The sequence below is a fragment of the Micromonospora sp. NPDC047753 genome (genome assembly GCF_040642735.1).
In the GTDB taxonomy this organism is placed as follows: Bacteria; Actinomycetota; Actinomycetes; order Mycobacteriales; family Micromonosporaceae; genus Micromonospora.
The window spans coordinates 1-19812 of sequence record NZ_JBEYSL010000062.1 but is presented as its reverse complement, the minus strand read 5'-3'; the positions used below and the strand labels follow the sequence as shown (position 1 = coordinate 19812).

The following is a 19812-nucleotide window of genomic DNA, read 5'->3' as shown; positions in this document are numbered from 1 at the left end:
CCGGCGGCGTCGGATACGACATCGTGGGCGGCAGCGGGGGCAGTTCGGCGGAGGGCAGGTCCCAGCCGCCGGTGTCCACGCCGGCCCACGGGTCGACCGGGGTCTGGTCCTCCGGCGGCCCGGCGGCCACCGGCGGGGGAGGGGTCGGCTCGGCCGACGCGCCCCAGGCCGCTCGGCGGGGCAGCGGGGGTGGAACCGGGGCCGAACCACTCCACCTGGGCGCCGGGACGTCCGAGGCCGGAACCTCCGAGGCCGGAACCTCCTTGGTCGGGGCAGGCCCCGGCTGGTCCGGGGGTTCCGGCTGGTCCGAGGGCTCTGGCTGGTCCGAGGGCTCTGGCTGGTCCGAGGGTTCCGGCTGGTCCGGGGGTACGGGTGGGGAGGTCGGCTCGTCGGCGACCGTCCGGTCCCGCTCCGGCTCCGCGCCCGGGGTGCTCCCGTCGGCCGGCCGTGCTCCCGGCTGGGTCTCCGGCATCGCGGCAATCTCCTCTCGCGCCGAACCGAGGTTAGTACCGCGCCGCCACCCCCGCCGATCGGGCGTGCGCGCGATCGGCGGCGGACGAACGCGTACCCTTGGGCATCATGAGTGCCCCGTCCACGAGCCCGCACGCGGCCGCGACCAACTCTCGCGACGACTCCAGCTCGGCACGTCCGACGCCGGGCGTCGGCTCGGAGCCGTCGGTCTGGCCCCAGCTCGAGCCGCTGCTGCCCCAGATCTCCAAGCCCATCCAGTACGTCGGGGGCGAGTTGGGTGCGGTGACGAAGGACTGGGACGCGGCGACCGTGCGCTGGGCGCTGATGTATCCCGACGCCTACGAGGTGGGCCTGCCCAACCAGGGCGTGCAGATCCTCTACGAGGTGCTCAACGAGCTGCCCGACACCCTCGCCGAGCGGACGTACGCGGTCTGGCCGGACCTGGAGTCGCTGATGCGCACGCACGGCGTGCCGCAGTTCACCGTCGACGCGCACCGGTCGGTGCGTGGGTTCGACGTGTTCGGCATCTCCTTCTCCACCGAGCTGGGCTACACGAACATGCTCACCGCGATCGACCTGGCCGGCATCCCGCTGCTGGCCGCCGACCGCACCGACGCCGACCCGGTGATCGTGGCCGGCGGGCACGCCGCGTTCAACCCGGAGCCGATCGCCGACTTCATCGACGCCGCGGTGCTCGGCGACGGCGAGGAGGCGGTCCTGGAGATCACCGCGATCGTCCGGGAGTGGAAGGCCGAGGGCTCGCCGGGCGGCCGCGACGAGCTGCTGCTGCGGCTGGCCCGCACCGAGAGCGTCTACGTGCCGCGCTTCTACGACGTCGACTACCTGCCGGACGGCCGGATCCAGCGGGTCGTACCGAACCGGGCGGACGTGCCGTTCCGGGTGCACAAGCGCACGACGATGGACCTGGACGCCTGGCCGTACCCGAAGAAGCCCCTCGTGCCGTTGGCCGAGACGGTGCACGAGCGGTACGCGGTGGAGATCTTCCGGGGTTGCACCCGGGGTTGCCGGTTCTGCCAGGCCGGAATGATCACCCGTCCGGTGCGGGAGCGGTCGATCACCACTGTCGCGCAGATGGTCCGCGAGGGCCTGGAGTTCTCCGGCTTCTCCGAGGTCGGCCTGCTGTCGCTCTCCTCGGCGGACCACTCCGAGATCGGCGACATGTGCTCGGGCCTCGCCCAGCAGTACGAGGGCACGAACGTCTCGCTGTCGCTGCCCTCGACCCGGGTGGACGCCTTCAACATCGACCTCGCGCAGGAGCTGTCCCGCAACGGGCGGCGCACCGGCCTGACCTTCGCCCCGGAGGGCGGGTCGGAGCGGATCCGCAAGGTCATCAACAAGATGGTGTCGAAGGAAGACCTGATCCGTACGGTCGTCACCGCGTACACCAACGGGTGGCGGCAGGTGAAGCTCTACTTCATGTGCGGCCTGCCCACCGAGACCGACGAGGACGTCCTCGAGATCGCCGAGATGGCCCACGAGGTGATCAGGGCCGGCCGGGCCGCGACCGGCTCCAAGGACATCCGCTGCACGGTCTCCATCGGCGGGTTCGTGCCGAAGCCGCACACCCCGTTCCAGTGGGCCGCGATGGACCGTCCGGAGGTCATCGACCACCGGCTCAAGATCCTCAAGCAGGCCATCAACGCGGACCGTTCGCTGGGCCGGGCCATCGGCTACCGGTACCACGACGGCGAGCCGTCGCTCATCGAAGGGCTGCTCTCCCGGGGTGACCGCCGGGTCGGGTCGGTCATCCGCAAGGTCTGGGAGAACGGCGGCCGGTTCGACGGGTGGAGCGAGCACTTCTCGTACCAGCGCTGGGTGCAGGCTGCGGCCGAGACGCTGCCCGCGTTCGGGGTGGACCTCGACTGGTACACCACCCGTCAGCGCGACGAGCTGGAGGTCCTGCCCTGGGACCACCTCGACTCGGGCCTCGACAAGGACTGGCTCTGGCAGGACTGGCAGGACGCGTTCAGCGAGTTCGAGCAGGACGACTGCCGGTGGACGCCCTGCTTCGACTGTGGCGTCTGCCCATCGATGGACACCGAGATCCAGATCGGCCCCACCGGCAAGAAGCTGCTACCGCTCACCCCGCTGGGCGGCAACGGCATGAAGGTCCCGTCGGGCCACTCGCACTCGCACCCCTGACCGCGCCGCGGTGAGGTAGCGCCGGCTGGCGGTGACCCGCCACCCTCCACATCCGACATGTCGCCCAACGGGTCCGCGTCTCGCGGGCCCGTTGGCGTTGTTCGGCCTCGGCCCGCCCGGTGGGCCGCGCCGGACCCTCCGCGAGATCGGCCGTCATCTGTACCACGTGCTGGTGGCTGGGGCTGCCTCGACTAGGTCAGACTCGATACGCTGCGTCTGACATGGACCGACCCGGCGGGTCGGGGACGGGGGAGGAATCGCATGGGTAGCATCCCGCCGCCGAGCATCGGCGATCTGCACGTCAGCGTCGAGGACCTGGACGCCGCCGCCACATACGTCGAGCGGCTCAGGCAGTACATCGACGACACCATCAAGTACGAGATGGAACGCATCAAGACGCGGATGAAGGGCGACAGCAACAACGCCCAGGCCGTCCCCGGCGGCACGCCGTTCGGCGCGTACGAGGACGCCGTCATGCAGTGGCGGGCCCTGGAGGCGTCAACGGTGAACATGGAAGCGCACCTCACCACGCTCTCCCAGAAGCTCGCCGCGCTCAAGGAGGGCACCGAGGAGATCGCCAAGGCGTTCCGCGACACCGAGGCGCGCAACGGCGCCAACGGCAAGGAGATCGAACGGCTGCTGGAGTCGGCGGCGCCGCCGCCCACGGCCAGCGGCGCGCCCACCTACCCGTACACGGCCTGAGGGGGACGTCATGGCTGGAGGAACCTGGGAGCGGTGCGTCCGCGAGGTGACGCTCTCCGCGGACCCGGAAACGGTCGGATCGGTCGGAGCGGGCTGGAGCAACCTCTCCAGCGGCCTGCAACAGCTGCGGGACGCGCTCGTCGGTCGCTCGTTCGTCGGCCCGATCGCGACCGGCCAGGAACGCCCGCACGTCGGCGGGCTGCCCGGGATGCTCGCCGGTTGGAAGGGCGGCGGTGGTGACGCGTACCGCGAGCACCTGGGCAAGATCGGCAAGCAGATCGAGGATCTCATCACCGACGCGACCAACGTCAGTGGCGCGTTGACGCGGATCGAGGGCGACATCCGCAAGTCGGTCTCCACGATCCCGATCCCGCTGATGGACGACTTCGGCTTCAACGAGTGGAGCCTGCCCAACGGCACCGAGCTCGACGATGCCCGCGACGGCGAGAGCTCGTCGGGGTTCCTCGCCGCGCTGCGCAAGGACTACCAGAGCAACCCCGGCTCGTACGCCGACGGCGCGTTCCGGGACAAGGCCGACGACCTGGAAGCGACGATGAAGGTCGACGGCCAGGCCGGTGACCAGAAGCGGGGCGGCTGGTGGGACACCGGAGCCCACCTGGACAACTGGTACCGGGACAATCAGAACGCGGCGAACACGGCGATGGCACCGCTGCCCCAGGCTGTCTATACGGAGCGCCCCAAGCTCACCGTCAACAGCCCGGAAAAAGGGGCAATAGAGGACGATTTTCGTCGGGACCCCCGGGTCCCGCCCTCGGGGCGGCCCGACATCAGTGGTGGCGAATTCGGCGGGAAGCCCGACATCGGTGGTGGCGGCCCCACGATCGGCAGCAGGCCGCCGGGCATCGGTGACACGGGAGGTCCGACGTCCACCGTCGACCCGTTCTCCCCGACCAAGCCCGGTGGGCTTGGTGAGGGCTCGCCCACCGGCGGCACGGGTCAGTTCACACCCCCGTCGACGGGCTCCAGCTTGCCGGGCTACGCGGACGACGACGCTGGCTACAGCAGCGGGCTGGCCGGCGCCACCCCGGGCGGGGTCGGCGGCCTGGGCGGCGGCATCGGCGGCGGCGGGGTCGGCAGCGCCGGTCTCGGTGGCGCCGGCGGTGGTTTCGGAGGCGGTGCCGGGGTCGGCTCGGCCGGCGGGATCGGCGGCGGTGCCGGCGGTGGCCTGGGCGGCGGCGCCGGGATCGGCGTGGGCGGCATCCCCGGCATGGTGGGTGGCGGCAACGGAAAACTGCCGCCGATGACGAGCGCGGCGAACGCGTTGCGCACCGCCCAGGCCGCCGGCGGCGCCGGGATGGCGGGCGGCGCGCGTGGTGCCGGCGTCGGCGGTGCCGGAATGATGGGCGGCGGAATGATGGGCGGCGCGGGTGGCGCCGGCCAGGGTGGCAGCACCGGCTCCGAGCACTCGTCGTGGTTGACTGAGGATGACGATCCGTGGGGTCCTGGTGACGGGGCGTCCCCGGGTGTCCTTCGATGAGGATGGACGGATGAGGGTGAACGTCGGACGCCTCCGGCCGGTAGTCGCCTGTCTGCTGGCGGGGTTCCTGGTGGTGGGGGCCGCTCAGCCGGCGGCAGCCGCGCCCCGGCGCGCCGAGCAGTGGTATCTGGACGAGCTCCGGATCGACCAGGTGCACAAGATCTCGACCGGGCGGGGCGTGGTCGTGGCCGTGGTCGACACCGGCGTCGAGGCCAGCCACCCGGACCTGCGAGGTCAGGTGCTTCCCGGTGGACGCAGCTACGGCGCCTCCGGAGACGGCCGGACCGACGAGGTCGGGCACGGCACGCACATGGCCGGCATCATCGCGGCGAAACCCAGCGGCGACGGGGTGGACGGCATCGCCCCCGGCGCGAAGATCCTGCCCATCAAGATGCGCAAGGAGGACGGGGTCTACACCGACGCCGAGATCGCCCGGGGCATCCGGATGGCCGTCGACGGCGGGGCCAAAGTGATCAACGTATCCATTGGTAGCCCCGGCTTCGCCAATCCCGTGCAGAAGAGCGCAATCCAGTACGCGTTGGACCGTGACGTCGTCCTGGTCGCCTCCGCGGGTAACACCGCCCAGGGCCGCACCACAGTGGGCAAGCCCGCCAACACCCCCGGTGTCATCGCGGTGACCGGGACGACCAGGGGCGGCGCGTTCTGGTCCGGTTCGGTCCAGGGGCCGGAGGCGGTGGTCGCCGCTCCGGGCGACGGGATCTACAACGTCGCCAACGAGGGCGGCTACGGCTGGGGCGACGGGACCTCCGACTCGAGCGCGATCGTCTCCGGTCTCGCCGCGTTGATCCGGTCGAAATATCCGGACCTCAGCGCTCCCAACGTGATCAATCGGATCATCCGGACCGCGCGGGACGCCGGTGCGTCCGGGCGGGACCCGCAGTACGGCTTCGGGGTGATCGACCCGACGCGGGCGCTGACCGCGAACGTCCCACCGGTCACCGCCAATCCGCTGCTCGACCCGGCCGTCGCGGCGACCGACCCGGGGCCGGGTCGTGCCGAGGGTGCGGACGAGGAGTTCGACGTCACCCAGCACGGCGATCGCGGTGGCCCCACCGACCAGCAGGTCATGGTGGTCGGCATCGGCATCGCCGTGGTGCTGGTGTTGCTGCTGGGTCTGGTGGTCTTCCTCATCTGGAACCGTCGTCGGTACCGGCGGGAGGCGGCCCGGGCCGCCGACATCCCGGACGAGGTGCTCGACCGGGTGGCCCAGGATGCATACCCCCCACCTGACGCGGGTTACGCCCCACCGCCGGGCTACCCGCCCCCACCCGGCTACGCCCCCCCTGGCGGGTACGCGCCGCCTTCCGGCTACGCCCCTCCCTCGGGTTACGTTCCTCCCTCGGGCTACACCCCGCCCTCCGGCTACGGTCCGTCGCCGGGCGGGTCACCGCCCGCGCCGCCGACGGAGCGGTAACCGGTTCCGATCATGGTGGCCGGCTGGTGACCTCCGCGTCGCCGGCCGGCCATCGGCTTTCGCGGCGGGTGGTCACGACCGCGGCGACCGGTTTGCGGCCGCCCGCCAGGGCGTTTCGGCCGCCCCGGCTGCGTACCGTCACGAGCCCTGCGCCAGGATGGGCGGACACGCAGGTACACCCGAGGAGCCCACGATCGCCAAAAAGCCTCAACCCGAGGGCGGCCAGGCACCGGTCGTCCAGCGCGTCCGCATCCGGTACGCCAAACGCGGGCCGCTGCGATTCACCTCGCACCGGGACTTCGCCCGGGCGTTCGAGCGCGCGCTACGCCGGGCGGCTGTGCCGGTCGCCTTCTCCCAGGGTTTCCACCCGCACCCGAAGATCTCCTACGCCAGCGCCGCCCCGACCGGGGTGGCGAGCGAGGCGGAGTACCTGGAAATCGCCCTTCAGGCGGCGGTCGACCCGGAGGCGTTGCGCGCCGCGTTGGACGCCGCGCTCTCGCCGGGGCTGGACGTCCTGGACGCCGTGATCGCCGAAGGGGGCAACCTGCCGGACCGGATCGAGGCGTCGCACTGGCACATCGAGTTGCCTGAGGTCGACACGGCGGTGCTGCGCGACGCCGTGGACGCCTTCGTCGCGGCCGAGGAGGTGCTGGTCGAGCGGATGACCAAGCAGGGTCGACGTACTTTCGACGCCCGCGCCGCCGTGATGGCGATCGATGTCCAACTGCCGACGCCGACGCCTTCCGGGGCGCCGGCCGTACCGTGTGCGATACTCGAACTGGTCGTGCGGCAGGTCACCCCGTCCGTACGGCCCGATGACGTCCTTTCCGGCCTCCGCGTGGTGGCCGACCTGGAGCCGCCGGTTTCGCCGAGGGTGACACGGCTGGCTCAGGGCACGTTGACCGCGCAGGGTGCGATCGTGGATCCGTTGGATGCGGACCGCGACGGGGCAGCCATCGTTGGGCACTGACCGACGGTCGGTGTTCTGGCAGGCAGACTTCGGCGGTCGCGCACCACGCGCGCCCGGCGGAAACACTTTTGCGGCGACCCTGCGTGGCAGCGCTCACCCGCGCCCGGGCTAGCCAGAACTGGAGAACGTCCATGCTCGAGAACGAGCCCGAGGGCGGCGAACGGGCCGGTTCACAGCCGGCCGGTGCAAACGCCGACCAGAACACCACGGCCGACGGCGGCGCCGTCGATACCCCCACCACGGCTGTCGGTTCGGCCTCGGTGGAACCGGCCGGCGCGGAGAGCGCTTCCGCTGAAGCCGCCGAACCCGCCGCGCCGGTGCGGCGCACCCGGGCGACCCGTCGTCGGGCCGCCCCGCTCAACCAGCCGGAGCAGACCGACGCCCCGATCGAGGCGCCCACCGGTGGCGCCGGCAACGTCGAGTCGCCGCAGGCGGAGGTCTTCGCCCCGATCTCCGGCGACCTGGACGTCGCACCGAAGACCCCCCGGCGTCGCCGCAAGGCCACCCCCGTCGAGACGACCGCCGAGGAGCCGCTGGTCGCCGCCGCTGCGGAGGCGGCCTCGGCCGAGGTGGTGCCGCCGGTCAAGGTGACCCGTACCCGGCGCAAGAAGGCCACGCCGGCGGCCGTCGAGGAGCCGCCCGCCGCCGAGCAGCCGGCCGCGGCCGACGAGCCGCTCGCGGTCGAGGAGCCGGTCGTCGAGGAGCCGGACGTCACCGAGGAACCGGCGGAGTCCGACCTGCGCGAGGCCGAGGCCGAGTTGAACGACTCCCCGGCCCTCCCGAGCACGTCCGCTGCCGAGCTGGCCTGGAGCAGCGGTGCGCAGGACCGCTCCGGCGAGGTGCCACCGGGTGTGGCCGTCTCCGGTGTGACGGATGAGCCGAACGAGCCGGCCGAGATCGAGCCGGAGCAGCCGCGTACCCGTCGTCGGCGCGCTGCGCTCTCCGCGCCCACCGTGCTCTTCATGGCACCCCAGCCGGACGCCGTGCCGGTGACCCGACCGGTGGAGCCCGCCGCGGTGACCGAGGAGCCGGCCGTCGAGGAAGCCGCCGAGCCGTCCCGCCGCCGCCGGCGTGGTCGCCGTGAGGCCGAGCCGGTGGAGCCGATCGAGGCCGTCGAAGCCGAAGAGGAGCCGACCGAGGAGGCCGACGAGGCCGCCGAGGCGGATGAGGACGACGAGGACAGCGCCGCCGCGCGCCGCCGCCGCCGACGTGGTCGCCGGGGCCGTGGCCGGGGCAAGGGCGGAGCCGACGACGCCGAGGACGAGGAGTCCGAGGAGGCGGCGCAGGCCGACGAGGAAGAGACCGCCGAGGTCGAAGCCGAGGGCGACGAGGACGAGGAGTCCGAGGGCGGGGACGGTCTGACCCGTCGTCGTCGTCGCCGCCGCCGTCGTGGCGCCGGTGACACCGAGGGTGCGGCGGACGACGGCGTGCCGACCGTGGTGAAGATCCGCGAGCCGCGTCGGACCGTCGACGAGGTGCAGGGTGTGTCCGGCTCGACCCGGCTGGAGGCCAAGCGCCAGCGCCGCCGGGACGGTCGGGAGCAGCGCCGTACCCGCCCGCCGATCCTCAGCGAGTCGGAGTTCCTGGCGCGCCGCGAGGCCGTCGACCGGGTGATGGCGGTCCGCCAGCGCGGTGACCGCACCCAGATCGCCGTCCTGGAGGACGGCGTGCTGGTCGAGCACTACGTCACCCGCAATTCCTCCGGGACGATGGCCGGCAACGTGTATCTCGGCAAGGTGCAGAACGTGCTGCCGAGCATGGAGGCCGCGTTCGTCGACGTCGGTCGGGGCCGCAACGCCGTGCTGTACGCCGGCGAGGTCAACTGGGACACCTCCGGGTTGGAGGGGCGGGCCCGCTCGATCGAGCAGGCGCTGCGCTCCGGCGACTCGGTGCTGGTCCAGGTCACCAAGGACCCGATCGGGCACAAGGGCGCACGGCTGACCAGCCACATCGCCCTCTCGGGCCGGCACCTGGTCTACGTGCCCAACGGCAACGCCTCCGGGATCAGCCGCAAGCTGCCGGACAACGAGCGCAAGCGGCTGCGGGACGTGCTCAAGAAGCTGGTCCCGGACGGCGCGGGCGTGATCGTCCGGACGGCCGCCGAGGGCGCCACCGAGGACGAGTTGGCCCGCGACGTCAAGCGGCTCCAGGCGCAGTGGGAGGACATCCAGGCCAAGGCTGCCGAGGGTGGCGCTCCGGTGCTGCTCTACGGGGAGCCCGACCTGGTCATCCGGGTGGTCCGGGACCTGTTCAACGAAGACTTCCGCGAGCTCGTGATCGAGGGCGAGCAGTCGTACGACATGGTCGAGTCGTACCTGTCGCACGTCTCCCCGGACCTGGTCGACCGGGTGCGCCGGCACGTCGGCACGAGCGACGTCTTCGCCGAGTACCGGATCGACGAGCAGATCATCAAGGGCCTGGACCGCAAGGTCTTCCTGCCCTCCGGCGGCTCGCTGGTGATCGACCGTACCGAGGCGATGACTGTCGTCGACGTCAACACCGGCAAGTACACCGGCTCCGGGGGCAACCTGGAGGAGACCGTCACCCGTAACAACCTGGAGGCGGCGGAGGAGATCGTCCGTCAGCTCCGGCTGCGGGACATCGGCGGCATCGTGGTGATCGACTTCATCGACATGGTGCTGGAGTCGAACCGTGAGCTGGTGCTGCGCCGACTCACTGAGTGCCTGGGTCGGGACCGCACCAAGCACCAGGTCACCGAGATCACGTCGCTCGGCCTGGTGCAGATGACTCGTAAGCGGATCGGCGCGGGCCTGCTGGAGGCGTTCAGCGAGACCTGCGAGTGCTGCAAGGGCCGGGGCGTCATCATCCACACCGAGCCGGTGCCGGAGAAGCCGCGTCCCGTTGGCGCGGGGGAGAAGGTCAAGGCGGTCGCCTCAGCGGTGGCTCCCGCTCCGGCGGCCGAGCAGGGTGCCCCCTCGTCCCGTCGCCGGGCGCGCAAGAACGCCCCGGCCGCGGCCGAGCGGACCGCTGTCGAGGTCGTCGACACCGACACCACGGCCGAGCCGGACGCCGACTACCAGGACACCATGGGCTACGACCTGTCCCGCTACGAGTCGGACACCGCCGCCGCACCGGCGATCTCCGACGCTCAGCAGGGTGAGTCGGCTCGGTTGGCCGCGGCGGACGACCCGGACGCGCTCGCCGACGCTGAGGGCGACGAGGAAAGCGCCGAGGGCGGTGGCGGCCGTCGCCGGTCGCGTCGCGGTGGCGCCCGTCGGCGGACCCGCCCCTGAGCGCCTGACCGGCCACGTGTTTGACGAGGTCCCTCTCCCGGCAAAGTGACGGGGGAGGGACCTCGCCGTTGTGGCCACCCGGTCCTCGGTCGGCTGTCCCGGTCAGGAGAAGAAGATGCGCCGTCTGCTCGCGGTCACCGCGCTGCTCACCATGCTCTCCGTCGCGGCCGGCTGCTCCACCGGTGGGACCGCCGAGGACGCCGGCTCGGCGGTCGCTGGCACCCCGGGGGGCCCGACCGGCATGCCGGCCAGCGGTGGTGTGGCGGGCGGCAACGCCACGCAGGTGTGCGCCGCCACACAGGAGGCCAGCACCACTGCCGCCCGGACGTACGTGGCTGAGCTCGGTCGGATGCTCGCGGCGGTGGGCGCCGGGGACAGCCGCACCGCCGAGGCCGCCCGGGGCCGGGCCGAGGGGGCGCTGGCGGGCTGGCGGACCGTACTGCGGGAGCAGTCGGAGCGGACCGACGATCCGCAGCTCAAGACGCTGCTCACCGACCTCGGCACCGAGGTTTCGGCACTCGGTGCCGACGTCGAGTCGATCGACGAGACCGAACTCGACCGGCTCCAGCAGCGCCTCGACCAGCTCTGCGCGCGCTGACCAGGGCGGGCCGGTTTGGGGTCCGGGCCAGCGATGGCGTACTCTTGCCTGCGGCCCACCTTTGGTGTGCCGAGTTCCCGTGTGCCCGCGCCGCCGTGCACTGCTACCCGGCGAGCCGCTGCGGGAACGACCGCCAGCAGCCTCAACGACAGGGAGTCCGCCTCCGATGTACGCGATCGTCAAGACCGGCGGCAAGCAGTACAAGGTCGCCGAGGGCGACGTGATCGAGGTCGAGAAGCTCACCGGTGCCCCCGGTGACGCGGTGAAGCTCACCGCGGTGCTCCTCGTCGACGGTGACGACCTGGTGACCGACGCGGCGAAGCTTGCCGAGGTCGCGGTGTCCGGCGAAATCGCCGCGCACACCAAGGGCCCGAAGATCCGGATCCACAAGTTCAAGAACAAGACTGGCTACCACAAGCGCCAGGGTCACCGTCAGCCGTTGACCCAGGTCAAGGTGACCGGCATCTCCAGCGGGAAGTAGGTCGTCCTCCAATGGCTCACAAAAAGGGTGCGTCCAGCTCGCGTAACGGTCGTGACTCCGCGGCCCAGCGACTCGGCGTGAAGCGCTTCGGTGGTCAGGTCGTCAGCGCCGGTGAGATCATCATCCGGCAGCGTGGCACCAAGTTCCACCCCGGTGACCTGGTCGGCCGTGGCGGCGACGACACGCTGTTCGCGCTGTCCGCCGGTGCGGTCCTGTTCGGCACCAAGCGCGGTCGCAAGACCGTCAGCATCGTTCCGCAGCAGTAGTTCTCTTCGCTCAAGCGGGCCGCGGACCTCCGGGTCCCGGCCCGCTTAGCCTTTTTCGCGTAGTGCGAGGTTGGACCTCGCTGGAAGGATTGACGCCGTGGCAACGTTCGTTGACCGGGTCGTTCTGCATCTGCAGGCCGGCGATGGCGGGCACGGTTGTGTCTCGATCCACCGCGAGAAGTTCAAGCCCTTCGGTGGACCGGACGGCGGCAACGGTGGGCACGGGGGCAGCGTGTCCCTGGTGGTCGACCCGCAGGTGACCACGCTGCTCGACTTCCACTTCCACCCGCACGTCAAGGCCGACAACGGCAAGGGCGGCGCTGGCTCGAACCGGGACGGGGCCAACGGCCGCAACCTGGTGCTCAAGGTGCCCAACGGCACAGTGGTGCAGACCTCCGACGGCACGGTGCTGGCCGACATGGTCGGCGCCGGCACCACCTTCGAGGTCGCCCGTGGTGGGCGCGGCGGGCGGGGCAACGCCTCGCTGGCCAACGCCAAGCGCAAGGCGCCCGGCTTCGCCGAGCTGGGGGAGCCCGGCGACCAACTGGACATCGTGCTGGAGCTGAAGAGCGTCGCCGATGTGGGCCTGGTGGGCTTCCCGTCCGCCGGCAAGTCGTCGCTGATCTCGGTGATCTCCGCCGCGAAGCCGAAGATCGCCGACTACCCGTTCACCACGCTGGTGCCCAACCTCGGCGTGGTCCGGATGGACAACCACACCTTCACCGTCGCGGACGTGCCGGGCCTGATCCCCGGCGCGGCCACCGGTAAGGGCCTCGGCCTGGAGTTCCTGCGGCACATCGAGCGCTGCGCGGTGCTGGTGCACGTCATCGACTCGGCGACCCTGGAGCCCGGCCGCGACCCGGTGGCCGACATCGACGCCATCGAGGCGGAGCTGAGCCAGTACGGCGGCCTGGCCGACCGCCCACGTCTGGTCGCCGTCAACAAGGTCGACGTGCCGGACGGTCGCGACCTCGCCGAGATCGTGCGCCCCGACCTGGAGGAGCGCGGTTACCAGGTGTTCGAGGTCTCCGCGGCCACCCGGGAAGGGCTCAAGGAGTTGACCTACGCGATGGCCGAGCTGGTCGACGCGGAGCGTAAGGCCGCTCCGCCGGCCGAGCCGACCCGGATCGTCATCCGCCCGATCGCGGTGGACGACGACGGTTTCACCATCACGGCCGAGGCGGACGGCTCGTTCACGGTGCGCGGTGTGCGGCCGGAGCGTTGGGTCAAGCAGACCAACTTCGACAACGACGAGGCGGTCGGCTACCTGGCTGACCGGCTGGCCCGGCTCGGGGTGGAGGACAAGCTGGCCAAGGCCGGCGCGCAGCCCGGTGATCTGGTCCGGATCGGCGCGCGCGAGTTCGACTGGCAGCCGACGCTCTTCGCCGGCGTGGAGTTCGTGCCCGGTAACCGGGGCACCGACGTCCGCCTGGAGGAGAAGTCGAACCGGGCCTCCGCCGCGGATCGGCTCGCCGCCCGGAAGGCTCGCCGCGTGCGGCCGGAGGATGAGGTGGGCGCGGACCTCTCCGACGACGACATCGACGATGACATCGACGACGAGGACGACGCCGAGTAGTTTCGTTGCGCTCCGTGGTGGGGTTGATTTCCGGAAACCTCCGCGAAATCCACGCGTCCTAGCGTGGGGTGATGCTGATCGAGTCCCGGCCTGCCACCGATCCGGAGATCGCCGCCATGGTCATCGCGCAGCAGCGTGAGCTGCGCGAGGCCGATGGCGGGTTGGACGGGCAGGTCTTCGTCCCCCATGACGACGTCCACTACCTGGCGGTGGTGCTGAACGGTCGGGCGGTCGCCTGCGGCGGGCTCCAGGCACTTGATGCCGAGACCGGCGAGGTCAAGCGGATGTACGTCCGGCCCGCGTTCCGGGGGCGGGGGATCGGTCGTCACTTGCTCGCCGCGCTGGAGGAGTGCGCGTTCCGGCAGGGGCAGTCGGTGGTCTGCCTGGAGACGGGCACCTACCTGCCGGCCGCGATCGCTCTGTACTCCGCGTGTGGCTACCAGCAGATCCCGGTGTACGGCGAGTACGTGGGCAACCCGTACAGCGTCTGTTTCGCCAAGCGGTTGCCGGTCGCGGCCTGACGGCCGCGTCGCCGCTGCTGGCGTGCTCGACGGTCACCGGCTTCGGCCCGGCCGAACCCCGCTGCACCGAAACCCAGGTCAGTGCCGGTTGGCGGGGTTGTCCAGGCGTCCGCCGGTGCCGGCCTGGTTCGACAGCAGCAGCCCGAGCGCGAGCATCCCGAAGCCGAGCGCCAGGTGCAGCCAGTTGTCGGCGTCGTTGACCGGCAGGATGTTCGCTCCGCCCTCCGGGTTGACCGCCTCGATCGCCAGGCCGTACAGCCAGAGAGCGAGGTAGACCGCGCCACCGGCGGCCAGGAAGACGCGGGCACCGGCGACGCTTCGGGCCAGCACCAGGCCGACCAGCCCGAAGAGCAGATGCACCACGTTGTGCAGGATCGACACCTGGAACAGCCCGAGCAGGTGGGCGTCCGAGTGGTGCCCGGCGAACCTCAGCTCGCCGTAGTCGGTGGTGATGCCGGGGATGAAGCCGAGGACGCCGATCAGCAGGAAGACCCCGGCCACCACCAGCGCGGCCAGCTGGACCCGGGGTCGGGGACCGGCCGCTCGGCCGCCTCGTGCGTCTCGTGCCATCGCTGCCCCCTCCGTGGATCTGCCGATCTCGCGAACCTCACTGTCCGCAGCGGCGACGTGACGCAGCCCGACGATCCTCCATTTTGAAGACCAACCAGGGGGCCGCGCAGATAAATGCACGAAGAGGTATGGAAGCCGAAACGCAGGGTAGGTCAATGGTCAGCGGCCGCGGCAACGGGCCGCATCCCCCCAGCACAACCGCGACGACTTTCTGAGCGGAAGGGAAATCATGACTTACGATCTTTCACCTACGTCTTCCACGTACGGGCAGCAGTCGACCAACGGCGGTGGCGTCCGCGACCAGGCGCGCCAGGTCGGGTCGGAGGCCGCGCAGGCTGGTGGTGCGGTCGCCCAGACCGCCAAGGAGCAGGGCACCGAGGTCGGCCGTGAGGCGGCCCGGCAGGCCCGCAACCTGTACGGCGAGGCCCGCAGTCAGCTGGCCAGCCAGACCGGTGAGCAGCAGCGCCGGGCTGCCGGCGGGTTGCGTTCGCTGGCCGACGAGATGCGCTCGATGGCCGAGCAGGGTGGCCAGGCCGGCCCGGTGAGCGAGCTCGCCCGCCAGGCCGCCGACCGGGTGCACGGCGTCGCCGGCTGGCTCGAGGAGCGTGAGCCCGGTGACCTGATCACCGAGGTACGCGACTACGCGCGGCGTAACCCGGGCACCTTCCTGGTCGGCGCGGCGGTGCTCGGTGTGCTGGCCGGCCGGCTGACCCGTGGCACCTCGGCTGCCGGCGACGACTCCGGCAACGGTTCCTCGAACTTCCGGGGCGCCGGGGCGTACGACCCGGAGCAGACCGCTGTGATCCCGACGCCGCCGCCCGCGCCCCGCGCGGTGCCGGACGCCGTCCCGCCGGGCGGCTACCTCGACCCGACCCCCGGTACGCACACCCCGCCGACGTCCGGTGGCTACGCCGACCAGACGCCCGGTACCTACGCCGACTCGGCGCCCGGTGACTACGCCGAGCCCACTCGGGGCGACCACCCGGAGCACTCCGGCACCGGTCAGCCGCTGCCGCCGGTGACCCAGACCGACCCGCTGCCGGGCGTGCCGTCCAGCGGCAGCCCCCGCCCGTGAGCCGCCGAGTCATCCGAAGGGAGGCGACGGCATGAGCATGCCGACGCAGGGGTCCGGACTGGACTCCGGTTACCACCCCGACGCGGGTGCCCCACACACCGCCTCGGAGGTGAAGAGCAGCTCGCTGGGTGACCTGATGCGTCAGGTCACCACCGACCTGTCGACGCTGATGCGTCAGGAGGTCGAGCTGGCCAAGGCCGAGATCCGGCAGGAGGGCAAGAAGGCCGGCAAGGCCGCAGGCCTCTTCGGCGGTGCCGGCTTCGGTGGCTACATGGTGGCCCTGTTCGTGTCCATCGCCGTCTGGCAGTTCCTGGACAACGTCATGGACTCCGGCCTGGCCGCGCTGATCGTGGCCGTGATCTGGGCAGTGGTCGCCGCGGTCCTCTACTCGATGGCCAAGAAGAACGCCCAGCACGTACGCGGGCTCAAGCAGACGAACGACAGCGTGCAGCGGATCCCTGACGCGCTCAAGCCGCACCCGGAGGGAGTCACCCGATGAGCACCGATCCCGATCAGATCCGCCGGGAGATCGAAGCCACCCGTAACAGTCTCAGCTCCGACGTGGACGCGCTGGCGTACAAGGTCAGCCCGAGCCGCATTGTCGACGACCGCAAGCAGCGGGCCCGTTCCGCTCTGCAGAATGTGAGGGACAAGGTCATGGGAACCGCGTCTGACCTCGGCCACGGCACCGGCCAGGCCGCCCACTCGGTGGGTGACCGCGCCTCGTCGGCGGCCTCCAGCGTCAGCGACGCCGCGCACTCGGCGGCGACCACTGTCAGCGACGCCGCGCACAGCGCGCCGCGGGTGATCCGGCAGAAGTCCCAGGGCAACCCTCTCGCCGCCGGCCTGATCGCGTTCGGGGTCGGCTGGCTGGCCTCGTCCCTGATCCCGGCCTCCCGCCGCGAGCAGGAGGCCGCCGCCCAGGTGAAGGCCAAGGTCAGCGAGCACAGCGGGGCGGTGAAGGAGAAGCTGAGCGAGGTGGCCAGCGAGCTGCGCGAGCCGGCCCAGCAGGCCGCCGAGTCGGTGAAGTCCACCGCTCAGGACGCCGTGCACGCGGTCAAGGACGACACGAAGTCCGCCGCCCACCAGGTCAAGGACCACGCCACTCCCTGAAACACCCCCTCACCAGCACGACAGCTCGCGGTCACCCTCGGGTGCCCGCGAGCTGTCGCGTTGAGGTCAGCGCCGATCTTGCGGTTTCGGCTGGAGTTCTGTGCGTCTACCGGCGGTAATGTCCCAACCGGAAGTGCAAGATCGCGGGGAGCGGTGGGTTGCGCGGGGCGGGGTTGGCGGCTCGGCGGATTCGGGTGTCGCCGTAGCGGACGCCGCCCAGCAGGAGGCGTCGGGTGACCGCCAGCCAGCCGCACACACCACGTTCCAGCAGCCAGAGTGGGGCCGCCAGCGCCGTGCCCGGCGGGAACACCCGGGTGCCGCCGGCGCGGCGGCGACCCGTCTCGGCCAGGGCGACGACACCGGCCACCGCGCCGAGCAACAGCCTGGGGCGGCGCGACGCGACCGCCACCGCCGGGAGCACCGCGAGCGCGGTCAGCAGGCGAGCCGGCTGAGCCAGATCGTCGTACGCCTGACGCACTCGTTGACCACGGAAATGCGCGGCGTCCGGAGGCAGTCGGCGGACGTACAACCAGGCCGGAGTCGCCTCGGTGCCGCCGTACCCGCGCACCGTGCGGATCAGCTCCAGGTTCTCGAAGAGCACGTCCGGGTCGTACCCGCCCATGGCGAGGAAGGTGCTGCGCCGCACGGCGAGGGTGCCCGGGTAGTCCGCCCCGAGCGCCCGGTTGAGCAGGGTGCGGCCGGTGTCCCACCAGGCGTGCCAGGGCAGCGGGTCGAAGTAGTTCTGCGGTCGTACCAGGTCGGCCCGGTCCAGCAGCCGGTGTACCGCGGTCAGCGCGGACCCGTCGTACCGGACGTCGTCGTCGGCGATCACCACGTGCTGGTGGCCGGCCGCGCGGACGCCGGTGTGTACGCCCAGCACCTTGCCGTTGAGCCCACGCTCACCCGGATCCGGTGGAAGGTGCCGGACCAGCCCTCGCCACGCCTCGGCGTGTCGGGCGAAGACAGGCGGAGGCGAGCCGTCGACCACGAGCACCTCCACCCGGTCACCCAGCCAGCGCAGGTAGTCGGTCAGCTCGGTCAGGCCGGTGTCGGTGTGCCAGCGCAGCGGCAGCACGTACGTCATCGGTAGGCGGGTCGGTGGGGCTTCGGTCCGCCGTTTCACGTCGTCACCTCGACCACGCACGATCATCGTCCGTTCGGGAGGAATGGCGGACGTTGGTGAGGGTCAGCCCGAGGGGCGGCAGCGCGGGCATCCGGTGCAGATCCAGGGCCAGGTTCTGGACCGGCACGTCGTAGCGCATGGTGGTGGTCAGGTTGGTGACCGCCCGCTTCATCAGGTCGATGGTGATCCACTCGCCGGCGCAGCGGTGTCCGGCCCAGTGGTCGCCACCGCCCTGCGGGATCAGCTCGAACGGGTCCACCCGGCGGCCGGCGAACCGCTCCGGGCGGAACAGCTCCGGTTGTGGCCAGAGCGTCGGGTGGTGGTTGGTGCCGTAGAGGTCGAGCAGCACACGTCGACCCTTCGGGAAGTGGTGGCCCTGCCAGTCGAAGGACCGCCGGACCCGGGCCGCCGCCATCGGAAAGAACGGGTAGTAACGGCGTACCTCCTGGACGAAACGCTCGGTGGACTCGTCGTCGTCGCGGACCCGTTCCCGCCATCCCGGATGGTCGTGCAGGGCGAGCGCGGCGAAGGTCATGTACTGGTCGACGGCGACCACCGGGCGCAGCACGTTGAGCAGCTCCACCGCAGCGATCCGCCGGGGCAGGAGGTTGCCGCGCCCGTCCCGGTGTTCGGCGATCACGGCCAGGGCGCTGCCGGCCGGCGCCGGGGCGAAACCGACCCGGGTCCGTTCGACGAGGTCGGCGAGCCAGCGTTCGGTGCGGTACCGGGCGATCCGTCCCCGCCAGTGTCGGGGTCCCATCACCGCCGGGGCCTCGATCATGGCGTGCAGCTCGACGGCGCGGCGTTCGACCTGTGACGCGGGCAGCGGAATCCCGGCCCAGGCGCAGACCACCCGGGTCAGCAGCCGACCCAGCTCGTCGTAGAGCGACACCGGACCGGCGCGCTCCCAGGCGGCGACCCGGGTCCGCCACTCGTCGTCGAAGAGCTGACCGAGCCGCTGGATCGCCGCCGGCGTCATGATCGACATGAACATGGCCTTGCGGTCGACGTGCTCCGGCCCGTCCAGCCCCTGCACCCCACCCCTCCCGGTCAGGGTCCGCTGCACGCGCAGCGGCATGGCGGTGGCGCGCTGGAAGCGGTCGTCGTCGTAGAACAACTCCGCCGCCGGCCGGCCACGCAGGCAGATGGTCGGGGTGAGCAGGATTCGGGTCTCGAAGACGTCGCTGCCGTACCGCTCGCAGCGCTCGCCGATGAACCGGTAACCGGCGCGGAGCAGCGCGAGGGTGCTGTCCGGGCTGCGGTCGGCCGGCATGGTCGCCATCGGGTCTCCTCACGCGCAGGTGGGCTGGTCGCGTTTGGCGCTGCGCTTACCCCCGTCGTCGCCGCTGAACCCCGCTCGGCTGGCCCCTCCCAGGGACGGCGGAACCTGGTTTGCTGGTGAAACGAGCACGGGGAGGGCGGATGCGCGACAACAGAGCGCCGCACTGGCGGCAGCGGCGAGTGGCCGGGGCACTGGGCGGAGGCCGCGACGGGCGGTCCCTGATCGGGCCGCCTCGGCGGTCCACCCGTCCGCATCGGTTCTTCACTGTGCACCTGGGCTTCACCGCGCCCGGCCCGGCCGAGGCGCGCGAGCTGGCGGTGGCGTACGCGGAGGCGCTGAGCCTGCTGCGGTCGGAGGTGGCACTCGGTGCGGCGGCCCTGTCACCGGCGGACGCCTGGCAGCGGGCCGAGCGGCTGTTCTGCGGGGCGGTCGGCCCGGACGGGGAGCGCTGCGTCGACGTCACCGACCATCCCGGTTTCCACCACGCCCCGGGCCCGGGTGGCCTCGGTTGGGGCGACGGCGACGGCCCCGGCGATGGTTGACCGCCAGCCCCGGGTGGCCGACCCGGGAGTGCGCCGGCCAACCCGCCAGCGTGGCCGTGCCGGTGTCCCGACCACGGGCACCGGCACCTGGAGATGGTGACCCGGCACGCCCTCGTGGTAGACCGTTGTCACCTCTCGCCAGGTGGAGAAGTCGCTGATGCCCTGCGGCACC

18 protein-coding genes and 2 pseudogenes are annotated in these 19812 nt (G+C 71.7%); 15 read left to right on the top strand and 5 right to left on the bottom strand.

Features of this window, described 5'->3' with window-relative positions; genetic code table 11:
- Nucleotides 1-472 (bottom strand): annotated as a pseudogene (locus ABZ749_RS08245) (hypothetical protein); the annotation flags it as partial.
- Between the two features lie 107 nt (nt 473-579).
- Here ABZ749_RS08245 and ABZ749_RS08240 point away from each other — a divergent pair.
- From ABZ749_RS08240 to ABZ749_RS08190, 11 genes are all read left to right on the top strand, one after another.
- Nucleotides 580-2634 carry a TIGR03960 family B12-binding radical SAM protein gene (locus tag ABZ749_RS08240; protein WP_357224265.1) on the top strand — a complete coding sequence of 685 codons (2055 nt, stop codon included), beginning with the start codon at nt 580-582 and terminating at the stop codon, nt 2632-2634.
- A gap of 261 nt (nt 2635-2895) precedes the next feature.
- The gene (locus ABZ749_RS08235; RefSeq protein ID WP_357224262.1) at nt 2896-3336 is read left to right on the top strand and encodes a hypothetical protein; all 441 of its coding nucleotides are present in this window, start codon (nt 2896-2898) and stop codon (nt 3334-3336) included.
- A gap of 10 nt (nt 3337-3346) precedes the next feature.
- Nucleotides 3347-4834, top strand: coding sequence for a hypothetical protein (locus ABZ749_RS08230; protein ID WP_357224258.1), 1488 nt, complete (start codon nt 3347-3349; stop codon nt 4832-4834).
- A 10-nt stretch (nt 4835-4844) separates the two neighbouring features.
- Nucleotides 4845-6269 carry a type VII secretion-associated serine protease mycosin gene (mycP, locus tag ABZ749_RS08225; protein WP_357224253.1) on the top strand — a complete coding sequence of 475 codons (1425 nt, stop codon included), beginning with the start codon at nt 4845-4847 and terminating at the stop codon, nt 6267-6269.
- A gap of 157 nt (nt 6270-6426) precedes the next feature.
- Nucleotides 6427-7239 carry a TIGR03936 family radical SAM-associated protein gene (locus ABZ749_RS08220; protein WP_357224249.1) on the top strand — a complete coding sequence of 271 codons (813 nt, stop codon included), beginning with the start codon at nt 6427-6429 and terminating at the stop codon, nt 7237-7239.
- Between the two features lie 131 nt (nt 7240-7370).
- On the top strand, nt 7371-10493 hold the full coding sequence (locus tag ABZ749_RS08215; RefSeq protein WP_357224246.1) for an Rne/Rng family ribonuclease: 3123 nt from the start codon (nt 7371-7373) through the stop codon (nt 10491-10493).
- A 115-nt stretch (nt 10494-10608) separates the two neighbouring features.
- On the top strand, nt 10609-11091 hold the full coding sequence (locus tag ABZ749_RS08210; RefSeq protein ID WP_357224241.1) for a hypothetical protein: 483 nt from the start codon (nt 10609-10611) through the stop codon (nt 11089-11091).
- 166 nt (nt 11092-11257) lie between these two features.
- The gene (rplU, locus tag ABZ749_RS08205; RefSeq protein ID WP_007464063.1) at nt 11258-11572 is read left to right on the top strand and encodes a 50S ribosomal protein L21; all 315 of its coding nucleotides are present in this window, start codon (nt 11258-11260) and stop codon (nt 11570-11572) included.
- Between the two features lie 11 nt (nt 11573-11583).
- The gene (rpmA, locus tag ABZ749_RS08200) at nt 11584-11838 is read left to right on the top strand and encodes a 50S ribosomal protein L27 (protein WP_007464062.1); all 255 of its coding nucleotides are present in this window, start codon (nt 11584-11586) and stop codon (nt 11836-11838) included.
- Nucleotides 11839-11935: 97 nt separating this feature from the next.
- Complete coding sequence (gene obgE / locus ABZ749_RS08195; protein WP_357195377.1) at nt 11936-13414, top strand: GTPase ObgE; 1479 nt, start codon at nt 11936-11938, stop codon at nt 13412-13414.
- A gap of 71 nt (nt 13415-13485) precedes the next feature.
- Entirely contained in the window at nt 13486-13935 is a 450-nt protein-coding gene (locus tag ABZ749_RS08190) for a GNAT family N-acetyltransferase (RefSeq protein ID WP_357224238.1), read from the top strand.
- A 78-nt stretch (nt 13936-14013) separates the two neighbouring features.
- Here the strand turns inward: ABZ749_RS08190 and ABZ749_RS08185 are convergent, their stop codons facing one another.
- Nucleotides 14014-14505, bottom strand: a complete 492-nt coding sequence (locus ABZ749_RS08185) for a DUF4383 domain-containing protein (RefSeq protein ID WP_357224235.1) — start codon at nt 14503-14505, stop codon at nt 14014-14016.
- 229 nt (nt 14506-14734) lie between these two features.
- Between ABZ749_RS08185 and ABZ749_RS08180 the strand changes: the two genes are divergently transcribed.
- Genes ABZ749_RS08180 through ABZ749_RS08170 form a run of 3 tightly spaced genes read left to right on the top strand, consistent with a single transcriptional unit; the run spans nt 14735 to nt 16693 of the window.
- Entirely contained in the window at nt 14735-15580 is an 846-nt protein-coding gene (locus ABZ749_RS08180) for a hypothetical protein (RefSeq protein WP_357224231.1), read from the top strand.
- 31 nt (nt 15581-15611) lie between these two features.
- Nucleotides 15612-16079 carry a phage holin family protein gene (locus ABZ749_RS08175; RefSeq protein ID WP_357224227.1) on the top strand — a complete coding sequence of 156 codons (468 nt, stop codon included), beginning with the start codon at nt 15612-15614 and terminating at the stop codon, nt 16077-16079.
- Entirely contained in the window at nt 16076-16693 is a 618-nt protein-coding gene (locus ABZ749_RS08170) for a DUF3618 domain-containing protein (protein WP_355009310.1), read from the top strand. The genes ABZ749_RS08175 and ABZ749_RS08170 overlap by 4 nt, the downstream gene beginning before the upstream one ends.
- Before the next feature lie 106 nt (nt 16694-16799).
- Here ABZ749_RS08170 and ABZ749_RS08165 read toward each other — a convergent pair whose 3' ends face one another.
- Both ABZ749_RS08165 and ABZ749_RS08160 read right to left on the bottom strand, forming a co-directional pair.
- Nucleotides 16800-17816 carry a glycosyltransferase family 2 protein gene (locus tag ABZ749_RS08165; RefSeq protein WP_357224225.1) on the bottom strand — a complete coding sequence of 339 codons (1017 nt, stop codon included), beginning with the start codon at nt 17814-17816 and terminating at the stop codon, nt 16800-16802.
- Between the two features lie 4 nt (nt 17817-17820).
- Complete coding sequence (locus ABZ749_RS08160; protein ID WP_357224222.1) at nt 17821-19098, bottom strand: cytochrome P450; 1278 nt, start codon at nt 19096-19098, stop codon at nt 17821-17823.
- A gap of 140 nt (nt 19099-19238) precedes the next feature.
- Here ABZ749_RS08160 and ABZ749_RS08155 point away from each other — a divergent pair, with 140 nt between their 5' ends.
- Entirely contained in the window at nt 19239-19640 is a 402-nt protein-coding gene (locus tag ABZ749_RS08155; protein WP_357224217.1) for a hypothetical protein, read from the top strand.
- 84 nt (nt 19641-19724) lie between these two features.
- Here the strand turns inward: ABZ749_RS08155 and ABZ749_RS08150 are convergent.
- Nucleotides 19725-19812, bottom strand: a pseudogene (locus ABZ749_RS08150) (DUF885 family protein); the annotation flags it as partial.

What these genes read in the sequence shown, in the direction of transcription:
- ABZ749_RS08240 (WP_357224265.1), top strand. Translation starts at nt 580, where the DNA reads ATGAGTGCCCCGTCCACGAGCCCGCACGCGGCCGCGACCAACTCTCGC.
- ABZ749_RS08235 (WP_357224262.1), top strand. Translation starts at nt 2,896, where the DNA reads ATGGGTAGCATCCCGCCGCCGAGCATCGGCGATCTGCACGTCAGCGTC.
- ABZ749_RS08230 (WP_357224258.1), top strand. Translation starts at nt 3,347, where the DNA reads ATGGCTGGAGGAACCTGGGAGCGGTGCGTCCGCGAGGTGACGCTCTCC.
- mycP (WP_357224253.1), top strand. Translation starts at nt 4,845, where the DNA reads ATGAGGGTGAACGTCGGACGCCTCCGGCCGGTAGTCGCCTGTCTGCTG.
- ABZ749_RS08220 (WP_357224249.1), top strand. Translation starts at nt 6,427, where the DNA reads ATGGGCGGACACGCAGGTACACCCGAGGAGCCCACGATCGCCAAAAAG.
- ABZ749_RS08215 (WP_357224246.1), top strand. Translation starts at nt 7,371, where the DNA reads ATGCTCGAGAACGAGCCCGAGGGCGGCGAACGGGCCGGTTCACAGCCG.
- ABZ749_RS08210 (WP_357224241.1), top strand. Translation starts at nt 10,609, where the DNA reads ATGCGCCGTCTGCTCGCGGTCACCGCGCTGCTCACCATGCTCTCCGTC.
- rplU (WP_007464063.1), top strand. Translation starts at nt 11,258, where the DNA reads ATGTACGCGATCGTCAAGACCGGCGGCAAGCAGTACAAGGTCGCCGAG.
- rpmA (WP_007464062.1), top strand. Translation starts at nt 11,584, where the DNA reads ATGGCTCACAAAAAGGGTGCGTCCAGCTCGCGTAACGGTCGTGACTCC.
- ABZ749_RS08190 (WP_357224238.1), top strand. Translation starts at nt 13,486, where the DNA reads ATGCTGATCGAGTCCCGGCCTGCCACCGATCCGGAGATCGCCGCCATG.
- ABZ749_RS08185 (WP_357224235.1), bottom strand. Translation starts at nt 14,505, where the DNA reads ATGGCACGAGACGCACGAGGCGGCCGAGCGGCCGGTCCCCGACCCCGG.
- ABZ749_RS08180 (WP_357224231.1), top strand. Translation starts at nt 14,735, where the DNA reads ATGACTTACGATCTTTCACCTACGTCTTCCACGTACGGGCAGCAGTCG.
- ABZ749_RS08175 (WP_357224227.1), top strand. Translation starts at nt 15,612, where the DNA reads ATGAGCATGCCGACGCAGGGGTCCGGACTGGACTCCGGTTACCACCCC.
- ABZ749_RS08170 (WP_355009310.1), top strand. Translation starts at nt 16,076, where the DNA reads ATGAGCACCGATCCCGATCAGATCCGCCGGGAGATCGAAGCCACCCGT.
- ABZ749_RS08160 (WP_357224222.1), bottom strand. Translation starts at nt 19,098, where the DNA reads ATGGCGACCATGCCGGCCGACCGCAGCCCGGACAGCACCCTCGCGCTG.
- ABZ749_RS08155 (WP_357224217.1), top strand. Translation starts at nt 19,239, where the DNA reads ATGCGCGACAACAGAGCGCCGCACTGGCGGCAGCGGCGAGTGGCCGGG.